Source organism: Solirhodobacter sp. (assembly GCF_964715405.1).
In genome coordinates this window covers 30884-47490 of the sequence record NZ_CBAICG010000027.1, presented here as the reverse complement: position 1 = coordinate 47490, position 16607 = coordinate 30884, and the positions used below count along the sequence as shown (strand labels likewise).

The 16607-nt window shown below is 68.2% G+C and carries 21 protein-coding genes; 9 read left to right on the top strand and 12 right to left on the bottom strand.

What is annotated here, in order from left to right; all coding sequences use genetic code 11:
* Positions 1–478: 478 nt before the first annotated feature.
* Complete coding sequence (locus AC11WY_RS12945) at positions 479–856, top strand: hypothetical protein (RefSeq protein WP_482926119.1); 378 nt, start codon at positions 479–481, stop codon at positions 854–856.
* 86 nt (positions 857–942) lie between these two features.
* Here AC11WY_RS12945 and AC11WY_RS12940 read toward each other — a convergent pair whose 3' ends face one another.
* Both AC11WY_RS12940 and epmA read right to left on the bottom strand, forming a co-directional pair.
* The gene (locus tag AC11WY_RS12940) at positions 943–1083 is read right to left on the bottom strand and encodes a hypothetical protein (RefSeq protein WP_482926117.1); all 141 of its coding nucleotides are present in this window, start codon (positions 1081–1083) and stop codon (positions 943–945) included.
* Between the two features lie 112 nt (positions 1084–1195).
* Positions 1196–2254, bottom strand: coding sequence for an EF-P lysine aminoacylase EpmA (gene epmA / locus AC11WY_RS12935; RefSeq protein ID WP_482926115.1), 1059 nt, complete (start codon positions 2252–2254; stop codon positions 1196–1198).
* A 102-nt stretch (positions 2255–2356) separates the two neighbouring features.
* Here epmA and efp point away from each other — a divergent pair, with 102 nt between their 5' ends.
* Positions 2357–2923 carry an elongation factor P gene (efp, locus tag AC11WY_RS12930; protein WP_482926113.1) on the top strand — a complete coding sequence of 189 codons (567 nt, stop codon included), beginning with the start codon at positions 2357–2359 and terminating at the stop codon, positions 2921–2923.
* A gap of 48 nt (positions 2924–2971) precedes the next feature.
* Here the strand turns inward: efp and AC11WY_RS12925 are convergent, their stop codons facing one another.
* The gene (locus tag AC11WY_RS12925) at positions 2972–3427 is read right to left on the bottom strand and encodes a hypothetical protein (protein WP_482926111.1); all 456 of its coding nucleotides are present in this window, start codon (positions 3425–3427) and stop codon (positions 2972–2974) included.
* Positions 3428–3675: 248 nt separating this feature from the next.
* Here AC11WY_RS12925 and AC11WY_RS12920 point away from each other — a divergent pair, with 248 nt between their 5' ends.
* Positions 3676–3924 (top strand): CDGSH iron-sulfur domain-containing protein, encoded by a 249-nt coding sequence (locus tag AC11WY_RS12920; protein ID WP_482926109.1) that lies wholly within the window; start codon positions 3676–3678, stop codon positions 3922–3924.
* A 4-nt stretch (positions 3925–3928) separates the two neighbouring features.
* Here AC11WY_RS12920 and AC11WY_RS12915 read toward each other — a convergent pair whose 3' ends face one another.
* Positions 3929–4204, bottom strand: a complete 276-nt coding sequence (locus AC11WY_RS12915; RefSeq protein WP_482926107.1) for a DUF6455 family protein — start codon at positions 4202–4204, stop codon at positions 3929–3931.
* A gap of 221 nt (positions 4205–4425) precedes the next feature.
* On the opposite strand from AC11WY_RS12915, the gene AC11WY_RS12910 reads away from it, so the two are divergent.
* Positions 4426–4662 (top strand): hypothetical protein, encoded by a 237-nt coding sequence (locus AC11WY_RS12910; RefSeq protein ID WP_482926105.1) that lies wholly within the window; start codon positions 4426–4428, stop codon positions 4660–4662.
* Positions 4663–4666: 4 nt separating this feature from the next.
* Here the strand turns inward: AC11WY_RS12910 and AC11WY_RS12905 are convergent, their stop codons facing one another.
* Positions 4667–4921: a DUF167 domain-containing protein gene (locus AC11WY_RS12905; protein ID WP_482926103.1), complete on the bottom strand. Its 255-nt coding sequence runs from the start codon at positions 4919–4921 to the stop codon at positions 4667–4669.
* Positions 4922–5001: 80 nt separating this feature from the next.
* Here AC11WY_RS12905 and AC11WY_RS12900 point away from each other — a divergent pair, with 80 nt between their 5' ends.
* The 3 genes from AC11WY_RS12900 to AC11WY_RS12890 all read left to right on the top strand — a co-directional run bounded on the left by AC11WY_RS12900 (position 5002) and on the right by AC11WY_RS12890 (position 7534).
* Positions 5002–6105: a class II histone deacetylase gene (locus AC11WY_RS12900; protein ID WP_482926101.1), complete on the top strand. Its 1104-nt coding sequence runs from the start codon at positions 5002–5004 to the stop codon at positions 6103–6105.
* Between the two features lie 128 nt (positions 6106–6233).
* Positions 6234–6812: a nitroreductase family protein gene (locus AC11WY_RS12895; RefSeq protein ID WP_482926099.1), complete on the top strand. Its 579-nt coding sequence runs from the start codon at positions 6234–6236 to the stop codon at positions 6810–6812.
* On the top strand, positions 6809–7534 hold the full coding sequence (locus AC11WY_RS12890; protein WP_482926097.1) for an EI24 domain-containing protein: 726 nt from the start codon (positions 6809–6811) through the stop codon (positions 7532–7534). The genes AC11WY_RS12895 and AC11WY_RS12890 overlap by 4 nt, the downstream gene beginning before the upstream one ends.
* Here the strand turns inward: AC11WY_RS12890 and AC11WY_RS12885 are convergent.
* Together AC11WY_RS12885 and mce are read right to left on the bottom strand one after the other, a co-directional pair.
* Positions 7464–7757 (bottom strand): DUF1467 family protein, encoded by a 294-nt coding sequence (locus AC11WY_RS12885; RefSeq protein WP_482926095.1) that lies wholly within the window; start codon positions 7755–7757, stop codon positions 7464–7466. The genes AC11WY_RS12890 and AC11WY_RS12885 overlap by 71 nt on opposite strands.
* 5 nt (positions 7758–7762) lie before the next feature.
* On the bottom strand, positions 7763–8167 hold the full coding sequence (gene mce / locus AC11WY_RS12880) for a methylmalonyl-CoA epimerase (RefSeq protein WP_482926093.1): 405 nt from the start codon (positions 8165–8167) through the stop codon (positions 7763–7765).
* A 168-nt stretch (positions 8168–8335) separates the two neighbouring features.
* Here mce and AC11WY_RS12875 point away from each other — a divergent pair, with 168 nt between their 5' ends.
* Positions 8336–9091 carry a response regulator gene (locus tag AC11WY_RS12875; RefSeq protein WP_482926091.1) on the top strand — a complete coding sequence of 252 codons (756 nt, stop codon included), beginning with the start codon at positions 8336–8338 and terminating at the stop codon, positions 9089–9091.
* A 6-nt stretch (positions 9092–9097) separates the two neighbouring features.
* On the opposite strand, the gene AC11WY_RS12870 is transcribed toward AC11WY_RS12875, so the two are convergent.
* Positions 9098–9817, bottom strand: coding sequence for a GNAT family N-acetyltransferase (locus AC11WY_RS12870; protein WP_482926089.1), 720 nt, complete (start codon positions 9815–9817; stop codon positions 9098–9100).
* Positions 9818–10033: 216 nt separating this feature from the next.
* On the opposite strand from AC11WY_RS12870, the gene AC11WY_RS12865 reads away from it, so the two are divergent.
* Positions 10034–10234: a hypothetical protein gene (locus tag AC11WY_RS12865; RefSeq protein ID WP_482926087.1), complete on the top strand. Its 201-nt coding sequence runs from the start codon at positions 10034–10036 to the stop codon at positions 10232–10234.
* A 9-nt stretch (positions 10235–10243) separates the two neighbouring features.
* Here the strand turns inward: AC11WY_RS12865 and AC11WY_RS12860 are convergent, their stop codons facing one another.
* From AC11WY_RS12860 to aspS, 4 genes are all read right to left on the bottom strand, one after another.
* On the bottom strand, positions 10244–11515 hold the full coding sequence (locus tag AC11WY_RS12860; RefSeq protein WP_482926085.1) for a DUF1501 domain-containing protein: 1272 nt from the start codon (positions 11513–11515) through the stop codon (positions 10244–10246).
* Between the two features lie 9 nt (positions 11516–11524).
* The gene (locus AC11WY_RS12855) at positions 11525–12892 is read right to left on the bottom strand and encodes a DUF1800 domain-containing protein (RefSeq protein WP_482926083.1); all 1368 of its coding nucleotides are present in this window, start codon (positions 12890–12892) and stop codon (positions 11525–11527) included.
* 107 nt (positions 12893–12999) lie between these two features.
* Positions 13000–14358, bottom strand: a complete 1359-nt coding sequence (locus AC11WY_RS12850; RefSeq protein ID WP_482926081.1) for a DUF1800 domain-containing protein — start codon at positions 14356–14358, stop codon at positions 13000–13002.
* A 111-nt stretch (positions 14359–14469) separates the two neighbouring features.
* Entirely contained in the window at positions 14470–16452 is a 1983-nt protein-coding gene (gene aspS, locus AC11WY_RS12845) for an aspartate--tRNA ligase (RefSeq protein WP_482926079.1), read from the bottom strand.
* Positions 16453–16607: the final 155 nt, after the last annotated feature.

Sequence of the window (16607 nt, the reverse complement as noted above, 5' to 3'; positions counted from 1 at the left end):
CCGCCATCTACGACTACCTCGGGCAGCACAACACAAAACCAAAGCCGTTCACTTGGACCAAAACAGCCGAAGACATCCTCACCCGTGAACGACGCGCGCTGAACAAACTCGATGAAGTCAGAGGAAACAGGTAGCAAGCGTCAGACTCAGAACACTAGTTCCCTGCCTTGCGCTGATGGCGATAGGGATATTTCTTCTTGCGTTTGGGTTTTACTCTCTTGGTGTAGCCAAAAGTGATCCACCAATTAAGTGGAGCATCTCAACTCACTTCGGGAATACCAATTAGAAACGGCTTACTGTTCAGTTCGTCTCGCCGACACTTATATCACCTTCTCCACCCTTGGCGCCCCGGCCGCCCGAAGGCGCGGGTCGCCAGATCTGCAGATCAGAAGGTATGCCCCCGACTCGCCATTATGTGCTAAACTTCCGTCCAAGCGGACAAAGTGCCGCAGGTCGCGCAACGGAGGGGAGGCGCACGATGAACGTTTCACGCAGCTTCATGCTGGTGGGAACTTTGTTCCTGATCGCGGGGATTCCGATTGGCATGTACATGGGGGCCTCGGGCGACATGGCGCTGGCGCCGCTGCATGCCCACATCAACCTGCTGGGCTTCGTGCTGATGATGGTGTTCGGCCTGATCTACCGCAGCTTTCCCGCGATGGCGGCCTCATCGCTGGCGCGCATCCATTTCTGGCTGCACAGCGTCGGGTCGCTGGGGGTTGCGGTGATGCTGTTCCTGCTGTTGTCGCGCCGGATCACCGAGGCGGGCATGGTGCCGGTGGCCCCGCTGGCCGAGGCGACGGTGCTGGTCGGCATCCTGTGCTTCGCCTGGAACCTGCTTCAGCGCGGGAAATGACATCCAAACGGGGGCGGCGCGGCAAACCCGCGCCACCCTCGTGCGATCCGGCACGGACATGAAGCGGCACAGCGGCCGCCAGCGCCTTACTTGCCGGGAACGGTTTTCGGCCTGGCCTTGGCCTTCTGCGGTGCCACGACCGGCGGCACACCGGAACGGATGTAGCAATCGTCCATCACGGACACCGAGAAATCCGTCTTGTCGGCCTGAGTCTTCTTGTCGGACATGGGTCATCACCTTTCGTGGCAGCACGAATGTGCACCTATCATGAAGGTGGCCCTTCCACCCCGACAAAGCAACGGCCACGCCGGATATCTTCTTGGGGGCCTCCGGGTGCCGTTATCCGGCGGGCGCCCAGATCACGTCGTCGATGCGCGGCGCGCCGGTGGCCAGCATCACCAGCCGGTCGAAGCCCAGCGCGATGCCGCTGGCGGCGGGCATCTGCGCCAGTGCCGACAGGAAATCCTCGTCGAGCGGGTAGCGTTCACCATAGACGCGGTGCTTCTCGTCCATCTCCAGCCCGAAGCGGCGGCGCTGTTCGGCGGGGTTGGTCAACTCGCCAAAGCCGTTCGCCAGTTCCACCCCGCAGGCGTAAAGCTCGAACCGCTCCGCCACGCGCGGGTCATCGGCGGCGGGGCGGGCCAAGGCGGCCTCGGCGATCGGATAACGGTCAAGGATGGTCATGCGGCCGTGGCCCAGATGCGGTTCCACCTTCGCCACCAGCACCCGGCTGAGCAGGTCGGACCAGGTGTCCTCCGCCGTCGCCCGGATGCCGATCGCGGCGACCTGCGCGCGCAGCTTGCCCGCATCGGGCTCGCCCGCCGCATCCACCGTCGCCAGCAGGTCCACCCCCGCATGGCGGGTGAAGGCGTCGGCGACCGACAGCCGCTCGGGGTCCGCGAAGGGGTCGCAACTGATGCCGCGATAGCGCAGCGCCGTGGCCCCCGCCTCGCGTGCCGCCAGCCGCAGCATCGCCGCGCAATCGCCCATCAGCACCGTGTAATCCGCGCCCACGCGATACCATTCCAGCATCGTGAATTCGGGGCTGTGCAGCGCGCCGCGTTCGCGGTTGCGCCAGACATGCGCGAAGGCGGCGATGCGGGTTTCGCCCGCCGCCAGCAGCTTCTTCATCGCGAACTCGGGGCTGGTGTGCAGATACATCCGCCGCGCCAGCCCGTCATTGCCGATCGCCTCGGTGGCAAAGCCGTGCAGATGCGCCTCGTTCCCCGGGCTGACCTGCAAGGCGGCCGGGTCAACCTCGGTGAAGCCCTCCCCGGCCAGCCAGAGCCGCAGCGCCGCCTGAATGCGGTTGCGCGCCAGCAGCAGCGGGCGGCGGTCGGCATGGCGGTGGGGCGACCACCACGGCGTGTCGGTCTGGGCGGGCTCGGTCGGGCTCATTGCGGCTTTCATCTGGCGAAATGGCAAAAGATGCGCTAGGGGCTGGCGTCAATTCCCGCGCCTGATACGTCAGGCGCCCCGCAGTCACAAGGAAGACCACCCGTGAAAGTCATCGCATCGAGCCTCCGCAAGGGCAACGTCGTCGAGCTGGAGGGCCGGCTTTACGTCGTCCTCACCGCCTCCAACTTCCACCCCGGCAAGGGCACGCCGACGACGCAGATCGACATGCGCCGCATCTCGGACGGGGTGAAGGTCTCGGAACGCTGGCGCACGACCGAACAGGTCGAGAAGGCCACCGTGGACGAGCGGGAATATGACTTCCTCTATGAGGATGGCGAAGGCTTCCACTTCATGGAGCCGGTCAGCTACGACCAGGTCACCGTGTCGGCCGATGTGGTGGGCGACGGCAAGGTCTACCTGGGCGAAGGGATGCGGGTGTTCCTGAAGACCTACGAGGGCGTCGCGATCGCCATCGAGTTCCCGCAGAAGGTGACGGTGGAAATCATCGACACCGAACCGGTGGTGAAGGGGCAGACCGCGTCGTCGTCCTACAAGCCCGCGAACTGCACCAACGGGCTGCGCGTGATGGTGCCGCCGCACATCGGCGCGGGCACCCGCATCGTGATCAACACGGACGACAATTCCTACGTCGAGCGCGCCAAGGACTGATCCGCGTCGCGGGGCGTCGGGGGCCGGTCACCCGGCCCCGCACCGGCCTCAGGGCCGCTTCGGCGACTGGATGCCGACATAGGGCGCAAGCCCGGTGTTCGGGCTGAAGTCGATCCCGGCGGTCAGGTTGTTGCCGCTGGCACCCGCGGTGAAGAACCCGCTGTGCTGGCTGAAGCTGTAGCCGCCACCCAGTTCGCCCTGCAGATGGGCCCCGCCGTCAAGCGCCAGGACCTTGAACTTGCTGGGCATCAGACCCTGCACGAAGTCCCAGTAGACCAGCGCCTTGGCCCCGGAATAATGGTCCGACGAGCTCTTGGAGGCATGCACGAAGCCGGCGAATATCTCGGGCGAAAGCTTGGTGCCGAAGGTCATCTCGATCCCGAGGATGCCCTTGTTGTTGGTTTCGGCGACAACGGCCGATGCGGCCCCGGCCGTCAGCATCGACGCGGTAGCGACGGCGGCCACCAGAACGGGCCGCGCCTTGGCGTATATGGTGGTGATCATTGCTCATGCCTCAAGGTTTTGTTGTTTTGACGCAATTTAGCCCATTCGGCCCCGCCGCGCAACCGGCGCAGGGCAGACCGCCCGCGCGCACGCCGGTTTTGTGCCGCTTTCACGGCGATGTGAAGGAAGGGCCCGGCTTTGCTGCATCCGCGCACAGGGGCTCTGCGGATCGGACCCCGCAGCCAAGGTTGACCGGTTCCCGCGATCAGGGAATTTAGCAACGCCAGAAGCCAATTGGAGAGACCGCCATGACCGAGACCCCTGCCCCGCACATCGCCCAGAAAGCCCCCTTCGCCGTCGACCTCGAAGCCGGAAAGTCCTACTTCTGGTGCGCTTGCGGGCAAAGCAAGACCCAGCCGTTTTGCGACGGCAGCCACAAGGGCTCTGCCTTCACGCCGAAGAAGTTCGACGCGACCGAAACCAAGACCGCCTACCTGTGCGGCTGCAAGCATTCGGCGAACGCGCCGTTCTGCGACGGCTCCCACAAGTCGCTCTGACCGCTCAGCGCTGCGGGGCCATCCGGCGCCGCAGCGCGTCCAGCGGCACGCGATTCTCGCAATAGGTCGGCAGCGCCGCCGCGCGCCCCGCATTGCGCCCGAGCCAAGGCAGGCAGTCGGCGGCATGCCCGCAGGCCTGACAGCGGGCCACAAGGCCGTCCAGCGCCGACCGGCTCAGGCCGCCGGTGTGGATGGCGGCGCTCAGGTTCACCCCCAGCGCACGGGCCATACCCTGGGTCAGCCAGTAATGCTGGGTCGTGGCCATATTGGGATCGTGCATGCCCCTTCTCCACTTTCTCGGCCGCACCTGACCCCAACGCCGCGATGCTGCCGTCCATCAACACAGGCTCGCAAAGCGCCGACGCCCCGGCAATGACGCAGATCAAATTCCCCGCGCGGGACTGCTGCGGCCAGCGGAGTTCTGCGAACCGGGAACCGCGCGCGCGGTCCGGAACGCTGCGCCCGCTTCCCTGACCGCGCGCCGCGCGCTATCCTGCGGCCATGTTTACCATCGAACACGACTTCGACGCGACCGTCATCACCCTCGTGGACGAGGGCGCCCCCCATCTGCAGGAGGATGTGACGGTGCAGGCCTTCGAGGATTGCGTGACGGTCGAGCAATATGATGCGCGCCTGGACGCGGTGATGAAGATCACCCTGTCGATGGCCCAGATGCGCGACCTCGGCGCCGCGCTGAACCTGCCCGAGGGGATTTACCGGCTGACGCCGAAGCCCTGACCGCTCACCGCACCCGGAACACCTTGTCGCGCGATGTGGCCCCCCGCACGAGTTCCAGCCGCGATTTCGGCAGCCCCAGCGCCTTCGCCAGCAGCTTCACCACCGCCGCCGTCGCCTTGCCATCCTCCGGCACCGTGGTGACGTAAACCCGGATCGTGCCGCTCTCGGCCACCACCGCGTTGCGCGCGGCCTTGGGCGTCACCCGCACCGCGATCTCGGCGCCGGTCACGGCAAGGTGGCTCAGATCGGGATCGGGCACGCGGGGCCTGTGGTTTTTGGGCTGGTCCGGCCGCGATCCTGCCCCTAGGCTCGGCGCCGACGCAAGCGGAGACGACGACGATGACCGCCTTCTTCTGGGATGAGCGCTGCTTCTGGCATCACGGCGGCCACTATGCCCTGACGATGCCGGCGGGCGGGCTGGTGCAGCCGATGCCCGCGGGCCTGCCGGAAAACCCCGAAACCAAGCGCCGCCTGCTGAACCTGATGCAGGTCACCGGCCTGTTCGCGGAACTGCGCACCGGCTCCGCCCCGCCCGCCACCTGGGCCGACCTCGCCCGCGTCCACCCGGAAAGTTTCCTGCGCCGCTTCAAGGCGCTCTCCGATGCGGGCGGGGGCGAGTTGGGCCTGCGCACCCCCTTCGGCCGCGGCGGCTTCGAGACCGCCGCCCTCTCCGCCGGGCTGGCCAAGGGCGCGCTTTACGAGGTGCTCACCGGCCGCGCCGCCAACGCCTACGCCCTGTCGCGCCCACCCGGCCACCATTGCCTGCCCGAGTTCCCGAACGGCTTTTGCCTGCTGGCCAACATCGCCATCGCCATCGAGGCGGCGCTGGCCGAGGGCCTGACCGAGCGCATCGCGGTGGTGGACTGGGACGTCCACCACGGCAACGGCACCGAGGCGATCTTCTACGACCGCCCCGAGGTGCTGACGATCTCGCTGCATCAGGACCGCAACTACCCGATGGATACCGGCGATGCCACCGATCGCGGCGCGGGTGCCGGGCTTGGTGCCAACATGAACATCCCCCTGCCCCCCGGCACCGGACACGCGGGCTATCTGGAGGCGATGGAGCGGCTGGTGCTGCCCGCGCTCTACGCCTTCCAGCCCGACGCCATCATCGTCGCCTGCGGCTACGACGCCGCCGCCGTCGATCCGCTGTCGCGCATGATGGCCACCGCCGACACCTTCCGCCAGTTCACCCGCATGGTGATGGAGGCCGCCCGCGACCTCTGCGAGGGCCGCCTGACCCTCGTGCACGAGGGCGGCTATTCGGAGGCCTACGTGCCGTTCTGCGGCCACGCCGTGCTGGAGGAGTTGTCCGGCAGTCGCCTCATCGCGCCCGACCCGATGGCCGAAACCCTTGCCCTGCGCCAGCCCGGCCCGCGCTTCGATGCCTTCCTCTCCACCCTCATCGGCGAGATGGAGGCGTTCTTTTTCCCCGGCTGAACCGCAGCGCCCGCGCCCCTCCCTTTCGGTCGTCAAATATCCTGGGGGTGCGGGGCAAAGGCCCCCGCCCTTGACCTTGGCCCCCGGACCTCCGACATCCCCCAAACACCTGTCCCGAAAGGCCGCCGATGCCCGCCCCGAACCTGCCCGCGCTCGCCTTCCTGCAAACCCGCCGCTCCCGCCCCGCCAAGACGCTGCGTTCGCCCCCGCCCGACCGCGCCGCGCTGCTGCCACTGCTCACCGCCGCGCTGCGCGTGCCCGATCATGGCAAGCTGGAGCCCTGGCGGCTGATCGTGCTGGAACGGGCGGCGCTCGACCGGCTGGCGGAACTTGCCCGGACCCGCGCCGAGGCGCTCGGCCTCGACGCTGACCGCGCGGCCAAGGGCATCTCGCAGTTCGCCGAGTCGCCGCTGGCGGTGGCCGTCATCGCCAGCCCCGTCGTGTCCGACAAGGTGCCCGGCATCGAGCAGACCCTGTCGGCCGCCTGTGTCGCCCTCTCGCTGCTCAACGCGGCGCTCGCGGCGGGCTGGGGCGCGGCCTGGCTGACCGGCTGGCCCGCCTATGACCGGGGCTTCCTCGAAACTGGCCTCGGCCTCGGGCCGCAGGAAAGCCTGATCGGCTTTGTCCACATCGGCAGCGAAGGCGCCCTCCCCCCTGAACGACCGCGCCCCGACCTCGCGGCCCGTGTCATCTGGGCCGGCGCGTGATCCTGACCGACCTCCTGCGCGCGGCGGGCCAGTTCGGCGATCCGCGCTTTCAGTCCGTGCTCTGGCGCGGGCTCGGGCTGACGGTGCTGCTGCTCGCGCTTGCCACGGGGGCGACGGTCTGGGGCGTCAATCACCTGATCCCGGCGCATCTGACCCTGCCCTGGATCGGCGCGGTGGGCGGGCTGCACCTGCTGGCGGGCGGCGCGGCCGTGCTGGCGATGCTGCTGCTGTCGGCCTTCCTGATGGTGCCGGTCGCCGCCGCCTTCACCGGGGTTTTCCTCGACGAGGTTGCCACGGCGGTGGAGGCGCAGCACTATCCCGGCCTGCCGCCCGCGCGGCCGCAAGGCTGGGGCGAGCTGATCGGCGGCGGGCTGCGGCTGGCGCTGCTCAGCCTCGCGGTGAACCTTCTTGCGCTGGTCGCCTACCTGCTCGCAGGCCCCTTGGCGCCGCTGATGTTCTGGGCGGTGAACGGTTACCTGCTGGGGCGCGAATACGCGCAGGGCGCCGCGTCCCGGCGGATGGCCCCGGCCGAGGCGCGCGCGCTGTGTCGGCGCAACCTCGGGCCGATCTGGGCCATGGGCACGCTGCTGGCGGTGCCGCTGACGATCCCGGTGGTGAACCTTGCCGTGCCGATCCTGGCGGCGGCGGCCTTCACCCACCTGATGGCGCGGTTGTCGGCGCCGGCCCCATCGGCACATCGTCCAGCGACGGGCCGTGGATAAGGCCAAGCTCGATCACCGCCCAGGTGCAGGCAAACAGCACCACCGCCACCGCCGTGGTAAAGCGCGCGCGGCGGCCGAGGTTGACCTTGGCGGGGGCCGAGGACGGCGTGCCCGGCACCACGTCGCCCGCCTCGCCCTGGGTGCGGAACGGCATCGCCAGCGCGACGAAGAAGACCAGAAACCAGATCATCGTGAACATCAGGATCGCATTCGGGACGGTCATCGGCGCTACACCTGTTCCAGCTCGATCAGGCAGCCGTTGAAATCCTTCGGATGCAGGAACAGCACCGGCTTGCCATGCGCGCCGATCTTCGGCTCGCCCGAGCCCAGCACCCGCGCGCCCGAGGCCGTCAGCCGGTCGCGCGCGGCAAGGATATCGTCGACCTCGTAGCACAGGTGGTGGATGCCGCCCGCGGGGTTCTTTTCCAGAAACCCGGCGATGGGCGAGCCTGCGCCCAGCGGGTGCAACAGCTCGATCTTGGTATTCGGCAACTCGATGAAGACCACCGTCACGCCATGCGCGGGCTCGTCCCGCGGCGCGCCGACGGATGCGCCGAGCGTATCGCGGTATTGCGCTGCGGCGGCTTCAAGGTCCGGAACGGCGATGGCAACGTGGTTCAGGCGGCCGATCATGCAAGGCTCTCCTCCGGTCACGCGGGCGTTATGGGGCGCGCGCGCCAAGGGTGCAAGGCCCGGCTGTGCCACAGCGCACGGCTCGGCGGGTTTACCACGCGTTCACCAGTTCCGCGCTTGAATGCGACTCGCGCCCCCTGCCCAGCCGCACCCGAAAAGGAACCTGCGATGCCCGACACCCCCGCCGATTTCCTGTTGACCCGCCTGCCGACGCCGGATCGCCCGCTGGCCGGGCTGACCGTGCTGGTGGTCGAAGACAGCCGCTATGCCTGCGAGGCGCTGCGGCTGATGTGCCAGCACTCGGGGGCGCGGCTGCGCCGGGCCGATTGCCTGGCCGCCGCCCGCCGCCACCTGCGGGTCTACCGGCCGGACGTGCTGATCGTCGATCTCGGCCTGCCCGACGGGCCGGGCGAGGAACTGATCGCCGATCTTGCGCCGCGCCCGCAGCGGCCCACGGTGATGCTGGCCACCAGCGGCGATCCGACGCTGGCCTCCGCCGCGCTGGCGGCCGGGGCGGACGGGTTCCTCGACAAGCCGCTGGCCAGCCTCGGTCGGTTCCAGCGCGCGGTTCTCGACCGCCTCAACGGCCCGGCGCAGACCCCGGCGCCGCGCGCCGCGGGCCTCGAGGCCGTGCTGCACCCGGACCCGATCGCGCTGCGCGACGACCTTGCCCATGCCGAAGGGATGCTGGCCGATCACCCCGACGCCGTGACGCGCGCCTACCTGTCGCGGTTTCTGGCCGGAATCGCCCGCAGCGCGCGCGACCCGCAACTGGCCGACGCGGCGGCGGGGCTGACTGGTGCCGGGCCGGGGCGCGAGGCGGCGGTGGGCCGCGTCACCACGCTGGTGCGCGAGCGGCTCGCGGCGGGCGCACCGCTCTGGACCGCCCCGCCCCGCGGCGGCTGCGTGGTGCCGCTGCGGTAGACGCCGTCAGGCGCGCAGCGCCGGATCCTCGGCCGCCCGCACCAGGCGGGTCAGGTCCGACAACCGCTCGATCTGGCGGCCCGCCGCGTCGAAGTTCGCATCCGCCAGCCAGGCCTCGTAGGCGACCTTCAGCGCGGGCCACTCCTTGTCGATCGCGGCGAACCAGGCGGTGTCGCGGTTGCGCCCTTTCACGATCGTGGCCTGGCGGAAGATGCCCTCGTAGCTGAACCCCAGCCGCTGCGCCGCGCGGCGCGACGGCAGGTTGAGCGCGTCGCACTTCCATTCATAGCGGCGGTAGCCCGCCTCGAAGGCCCAGCGCATCATCAGATACATCGCCTCGGTGGCGGCGCGGGTGTGCTGCAACTCGGGCGCGTAGTTGATGTGGCCCACCTCGATCGTGCCCGCCTCGGGCGTGATGCGCAGGTAACTTGCGACCCCGCACCAGTGCCCGGTGGACAGGTCGCGGATCGCGTAGAAGACCGGATCGGCCAGCCCCGCCATGTCGCGCGCCCAGCGGTGGTAGGCGGACGCCGACAGGAACGGGCCGTAGGGCAGATAATCCCAGATCGCATCGCTGGCCGTGTTGGCGCGGTGGATGTCGGCGGCGTGCTGGTCGGGGTCAAACCGCTCCAGCCGGGCATGCCGCCCCTCCAGCACCGGCGAATCGGGTCGCCTCGGCGGTGCCCAATCTTTCACCGGCCAGCCTCGTTTGCGTTCTTCGGTCATTGTCCGCGCTCCGCCTCCACCTCGCATTGTCGCCGTTATGCGCGGCAATGTCGGGCAGGACAATCGAGTATTGCGCAGGCGGAGACAAAGCCGGAACCGCATCTTGATTTGGCTTTGTGATCGGCAAGTCCACGCCGTATTTCTTTACTAAGAAGGTGCACCCTAGCGTCTGGCCCCGGAGGCCCCCCGTCCCATGTAATCGTCACGAGGTTTGCCATGAGAGTCCTCATCACCCGGTTCCTGATCGCCGAAGACGGCGCGGCCCTGTTTGATTGGGTTCTTCTCGGCGCCAGCCTCGCCACCCTGCTGGTCGTGGCCATCGGCACCGCCACCGGCAGTTTTGCCACCGTCCACGCCATGCCCGCCCCGCCCGACGCCGCCGTCAGCCTGCCCGCGCCGGTCGGCCTTGGCAGTTGACCCAGCCGCCTAAAGCAGCAGGCCGGGATCGGCGCCCATGTCGAGCCCCGGAAACACCGTCCGTTCCAGCACCCCGGAATCGAGCCCGTAAAGCCCGCGCATCGCCCAGGCGGCATAGCTGCGCACGTCGGCCGTGGGCATCAGGTCGCGCTGCTCGAACAGCGAGGCATCGTCCAGCCCCGGCCAGCGCCCGTAGATCCGCCCGCCGCGCACCGCGCCCCCCGCCATCAGCATGACGCCGCCGGTGCCGTGGTCGGTGCCGCCGGTGCCATTCTCGCGCGCGGTGCGGCCGAACTCGGTCATCGCCAGCACGGTCGTCTTTTTCCAGACCGGCCCCAGCTCGGATTTCAGCGTCAGGATCGTGTTCGACAACGTGGCCAGCGCCCGTTTCAACGCCGCGCGCTGGCCGTTGTGGGTATCCCAGCCGGTGATCGAGAAGGCGGCGATGCGCGTCGCCTGCTTCAACTGGTCGGCGGCGAACAGCGCGATCTTGTCGGGTTGCTGCTTGCCCCCATTGGCCGCCGCGGGCGCCGCCATGTCGGCCATGCCCCCCGCCATGCCGCCAGCCATCCCCCCCGCCATGCCCGGTGCCATCCCCTGTGCCCCGTCGGCCATCTGCTCGCTCAGGTCCATCGCCTCCAGCGAGGCGGCATGGAACAGCGGATCGGCCTCATAGACCCGTCCGAGCAGCCGACGGCTTTGCGGCGAGAGCGTGAGCCTGGCGTCCGGCGCCCAGGCCGCGTGCGGCGCCGGGCCCATCAGCACCTTCATCTCGTCCCGGCCCACTGCAAAGGCGGTTTCGGACGTCATCCCCGGCACGCCCTGCAGCATCCGGTTCAACCAGCCGTCGCGCACCGACGGCTCCGGCACGTCAAGCCCGGTCCCGGCCTCCAGGATGTCCTGGCCGTCGAAATGGCTGCGCTTGTCGCGGTAGGGGGTGGAAACGGCATGGGCAAAGCCCAGCTCGCCCGCATTCCACAGCGGCATCAGGTCGCCCAGATCGGGGTGCAGCGCGAAAATGCCGGTCAGCGGAATCGACGGATCGCCCGCCAGCGTGGCGGTGCGGTAGCCCGCGAAGGCCGGATCGCCCACCGGCCGCACCACGTCGAGCCCGTCCATCGCCCCGCGCAGGATGATGACGACCAGCCGCTGATCCCAGGGCGCGGCGGCCAGCGTCACCGTGGTCAGAAACGGCGTCGCCGCCAGCGAACAACCGATCAGCGCGCTGCCCTTCAGGAACATCCGCCGCGAGACAGGTCCGTGAACCAGATCATTCTTCATCGCAATCTCCTAACGACGGTTGAATTCGGCAGAGGCGAGCACGAGGCCAACACCCACGCGACGGGTCTCGGCCTGTGCGGCGGCCGTGGCGACATCCGGGTTCGCGGTGTCGCCCAGCGCGGTCTGAACGAGAACGCGCGGGTCCGGCAATGTCGGCAGCAGCGACGAAGGGGCGGTCATCGCCCATTGGATGCGTGCCGCCAACGTCGCGGGCTGCGTCCAGGCGGCCGCAGCTTCGGGCCAACCGTTTGGCCCGGACGCATTCTGGAATGGCTGGCCCATCAGGCTCAACGGGGACAGGAGCGTGCTGCGCTGCTGAGGCGACGGAAGGTCGGCAAGAGCGTCGGGCGCAACGCCGAGTGCCCGCAGCCCTGCAATGATGTAATCGAAGGGCTGACGCACCTTTTGCCGCTCGGGTTCCCAGGCCGCCGGATGCTCCAGCATCGCGGCATAGACCCGCGCCAGTTCGCCTCCCGATCCGGAATACGCGGACGTCATATGGTCCACGAGGTCTTTGTCCGGCACGTCGGCAACAAAATGGGTGGCCAGTTTCTCGCTGATATGCCGCGCCGTCTCGGGCCGGACCGCAATATCGTCCATCGCCGCATGGATGGAATCGATCCGTTCCAACCCGATCCCGCCATAGCGTTTGCCGAGGATCGTCTGCGGCTCCTGCTCGGCGCGCGTCGGCTCGAAGACGAAGCCCTTGCCAAGCTGGTAGCCCAGACCGGTCATCAGCAGTGCAAGCTGGCGCACGTCGGTCTGCGTGTAGGGCGCGCCCGCGCCGAGGCTGTGAAGCTCCATCAACTCGCGCGCCAGATTCTCGTTCAGCCCCTTCCCGGACTTCCGCCCGACCTCTGAATTCGGCCCTGTCGAGTCCCGCTGGTCGAGATAGACAAGCATCACCGGATGGGTGTCGACGGCCTTCAGCATGTCGCCAAACCGCCCGGTCAGATTCGGCCGGATCGCATCCTCCTGCAGTGCCGTGGGGCCACTTGGAAAGATCGCGGCCTTGTCCACCACGGTGAAGTGGTTCGCCCAGAACGCCTGAAGACGTTCGCGGAATCCGATCGGGGCCGCGACCCCGCGCTGAAGAAGGCTGATGAAGCCCGCAAGCTGCGCCTGTGCCCGGGCCGCCTGTGCGGCCCGAAAGTCATCCCTCGCCCCGAGATCGCCGCCCGACTTCGCAATGGCGGAATTGCTGTACCGAAGATGCATGTCCCAGACCGTGCGAGACGAGAGGACGGGGTAGTCCTGCGCAAGTCGGTCGGCATCCGACAGTTCGGCAAGAAGCGCCTCCGGGCCCGAGGGTGGGCGGAACGACGGGGAAAGGCCCGTGCCAAAACGGATTGCCGCGATGCTCGGCGAAAAGGTCATCGGGTTGCCTCGCATGCGTCGGTTCCCACGCCGACCATCAGCCCCCAGGCGGTCGCGGTGGCCGGGCCGTGCAAGCCGATGTCCTCGATGATACGCATTCAATTCTCCTAGCGGCGGTTGAAGTCGGACGAGGCGAGGACGATCCCCACCCCCTCGCGCCGGGTTTCGGCTTGCCCGGCGGCGGCGGAGATTGCCGGCCCGGCGGCATCGGCCAGCGCCGTCTTGACGAAATCACGCGGGTCGGGAAGGTCCGGCAGCAGCGACGCGGGCACCGCCATCGCCCATTGGATGCGCGCGGCCAGCATCTGCGGCTGCACCCAGGCCTCGGCCGCCTCGGGCCAGCCGTTCGGGCCGGGCTGCTTCTCGAACGGCTGCCCCATCAGTTGCAGCGGCCCGTAGATCCGGTTGCGCTGATCATGCGGCGGCAGGTCGGCGAGGGTCTGCGGCGTGATGCCCAGCGCGCGCAGGCTTGCGACCAGATAGTCGAACGGCTGGCGCACCTTCTGCAGGGTCGGCGCCCAGGCCGCCGGATGTTCCAGCAGCGCGGCATAGACCCTGCCCAGATCGCCGCCGTTCGCCTGATAGGCCGCCGTCATGTGATCGACGAGGCCCGGATCGGGCGTATCGGCGATGAAGTGGGTGGCCAGCTTCAGGCAGATGCGGCGCGCCGTCTCGGGCCGGGCCGCGATGTCATCGAGTGCGGCGAAGATCGTTTCCAGCCGGGGCGGGCCGTCATAGGTGCGCCCCAGCACCGTCTTGGCTCCGGGCTCGACCCAGGCCTCGCGAAAGAGGAAGCCCTTGCGCGGGTCGAAGCCGAGCCCGGTCAGCAGCGCGGCCAGTTGGTGCACGTCGGTCTGCGTATAGGGCGCGCCGACCCCCATCGTGTGCAGTTCCAGCAGTTCGCGGCCGAGGTTTTCGTTCAGCCCCTTGCCGGTGCGCGCCCCGAACGGCGAATGCGGCCCGATCGAGTTGACCTGATCAAGGTAGATCAGCATCATCGGATGGGTGACGGCGGCGCGCAGCATGGTGGCGAAGGTCGCCGTCAGATGCGGGCGGATCGCCTCGTCGGCGAAGGCGGCGGGGCCTGAAGGGAAGGTGCCGGTCTTGTTCACCACGGTGAAATGGTTGGCCCAGAACGCCTGCAACCGCTCGCGAAAGCCGATCGGCGCCGCAATCCCGCGCTGCACGAGGCTGACGAGCCCCGCGACCTCGCGATCAGCCACCGCGGCACGGGCCGCCTTCACCCGTGGCACGGCGCCCGGCACGTTCTGCTTGCGCGCGCGGCGCAGCGCGATGACCGCCAGCGCCTGCGACCAGACCTCGGACGAGGGCATCACCGGATAGGCCGCCGCCTGCGCATCCGGCGCCGCGAGCTCGGCCATCAGCGCCGCCGCATCCGCCGCCGGGGGCGCAGGCATCAGACCGGTGCCGAAGCGGATCGCCGCGATCGTCGGACCACTCGCCATGCCCTTGCCCCATCATTCTGCCGCCGGTCCACGCCCCGGCCCGGCGCTAACCTAGCAGAGACGGTTTGCCTAATTGTGGCCTCACAGGCATCTCGCGAAAATTTGCAGCGCCTACTCCTTCGGCACCACCCGCAGCCCAAGGTCGCGCAGTTGCGCGTTGGTGGGCTCGCTCGGCGCGCCCATCAGCAGGTCTTCGGCGCGCTGGTTCATCGGGAACATGATGACCTCGCGGATGTTCGCCTCGTCGGCCAGCAGCATCACGATGCGGTCGATGCCCGCCGCACAGCCGCCGTGCGGCGGGGCGCCATAGCGGAACGCCTTGACCATGCCACCGAAGCGCTTTTCCACCTCGTCATGCGGGTAGCCCGCCAGTTCAAACGCCTTGAACATGATCTCCGGCTTGTGGTTGCGGATGCCGCCCGAGATCAGTTCGTAGCCGTTGCAGGCCAGATCGTACTGGTAGGCATAGACCTTCAGCGGGTCGCCCATCAGCGCCTCAAGGCCCCCCTGCGGCATCGAGAACGGGTTGTGGCTGAAGTCGATCTTGCCCTCGTCGGTCTTCTCGTACATCGGGAAATCGACGATCCAGGCGAATTTGAAGCAGTTTTCCTCGGTCACCTTCAACTCGCGCCCGATCTCGTTGCGCGCCCGCCCCGCAACCGCCTCGAACTGCTCCGGCTTGCCGCCAAGGAAGAAGGCGGCGTCGCCGGCCTTGAGGCCAAGGTCCTTGCGGATATCATCGGTGCGTTCGGGGCCAATGTTCTTGGCGAGGGGGCCAGCGCCCGCGATGATACTCTGGGACGAAAAGTATAGATTGAGCAACTTCGAAGCTCGGCTACGGTCCAAGCCGTCGCCCGAGCGTATCAGCGTGGCAATCTCGCGAATGCGCTCCGCTTGTTCTTGGGAGGTGTTGTTCATCAAGTACTCAAACTTGACTTCATCAACGTGTTTATCCTCGGTCCATCCTTTCAGGATGGCTAACAGACTTTCGTTGTAGAGAGCGTTCTGCTCCTCCCGCCAGAAGATATACCCCATCCCCGGCAGCCCCTGCGCTTGCGCAAATGCGTTCATCCGGTCGCAGAACTTGCGCGACCCGCCGCCCGGCGCCGGAATAGCGCGCACCTCGGTGCCCTCGTTCTCCAGCAGCTTGGCGAAGATCGCAAAGCCCGACCCGGCGAAATGCTCGCTGACAATCTGCATCTTGATCGGGTTGCGCAGGTCGGGCTTGTCCGAGCCATACCACAGCAGCGAATCCCGGTAGGCGATCCGCTGCCAGTCGGCGTAAACCGTCTTGCCCGGCGCGAAGTCCTCGAACAGGCCCTGAATGACGGGCTGCACGGCGGCAAACACATCCTCCTGCTCGACAAACGACATCTCGACATCCAACTGGTAAAAGTCGGTCGGCGAGCGGTCGGCCCTCGGGTCTTCGTCGCGGAAACAGGGCGCGATCTGGAAATAGCGGTCGAACCCCGCCACCATGATCAGTTGCTTGAACTGCTGCGGCGCCTGCGGCAGCGCGTAGAACTTGCCCGGGTGCAGCCGCGACGGCACCAGAAAGTCGCGCGCGCCCTCGGGGCTGGAGGCGGTGATGATCGGCGTCTGAAACTCGTTGAAGCCCTGCGCCCACATCCGGTTGCGCAAGGACCGCACGACGTTCGAGCGCAGCATCATGTTGCGGTGCAGCCCCTCGCGGCGCAGGTCGAGAAAGCGGTAGGCCAGCCGGGTTTCCTCGGGGTATTCGGTCTCGCCGAACACCGGCAGCGGCAACTCGTCGGCCGGGCCCAGCACGTCGAGCGCGCGGATGTAGACCTCGACCTCGCCGGTCGGCAGCCTGGGGTTCACCAGCGCCGCATCGCGCGCCTTCACCGTGCCCTCGATCCGCACCACCCATTCGGCGCGCACGGCCTCCACGTCCTTGAACGCGGGCGAGTCCGGGTCGCAGAGCACCTGCGTGATGCCGTAATGGTCGCGCAGGTCGATGAACAGGATGCCGCCGTGGTCGCGGACGCGGTGGACCCAGCCCGAAAGCCGCACCGTCTGCCCGACGTGGGAGGTGTTGAGGTCGGCGCAGGTATGGCTGCGGTAGGCGTGCATGGTCGTCCCCTTGAACGCGAGGCGGAATGGTTCGCGCCGATACACCCCGCCGGGCCGGGGAAGTCAAGCACCGGCCCGGCGGGGCTTGCGCCCAGAGATGCGCGGACGCCGTCGATCGAGCGGATAAATGCGGTTTTGTGACGTTCTCGAGCCAA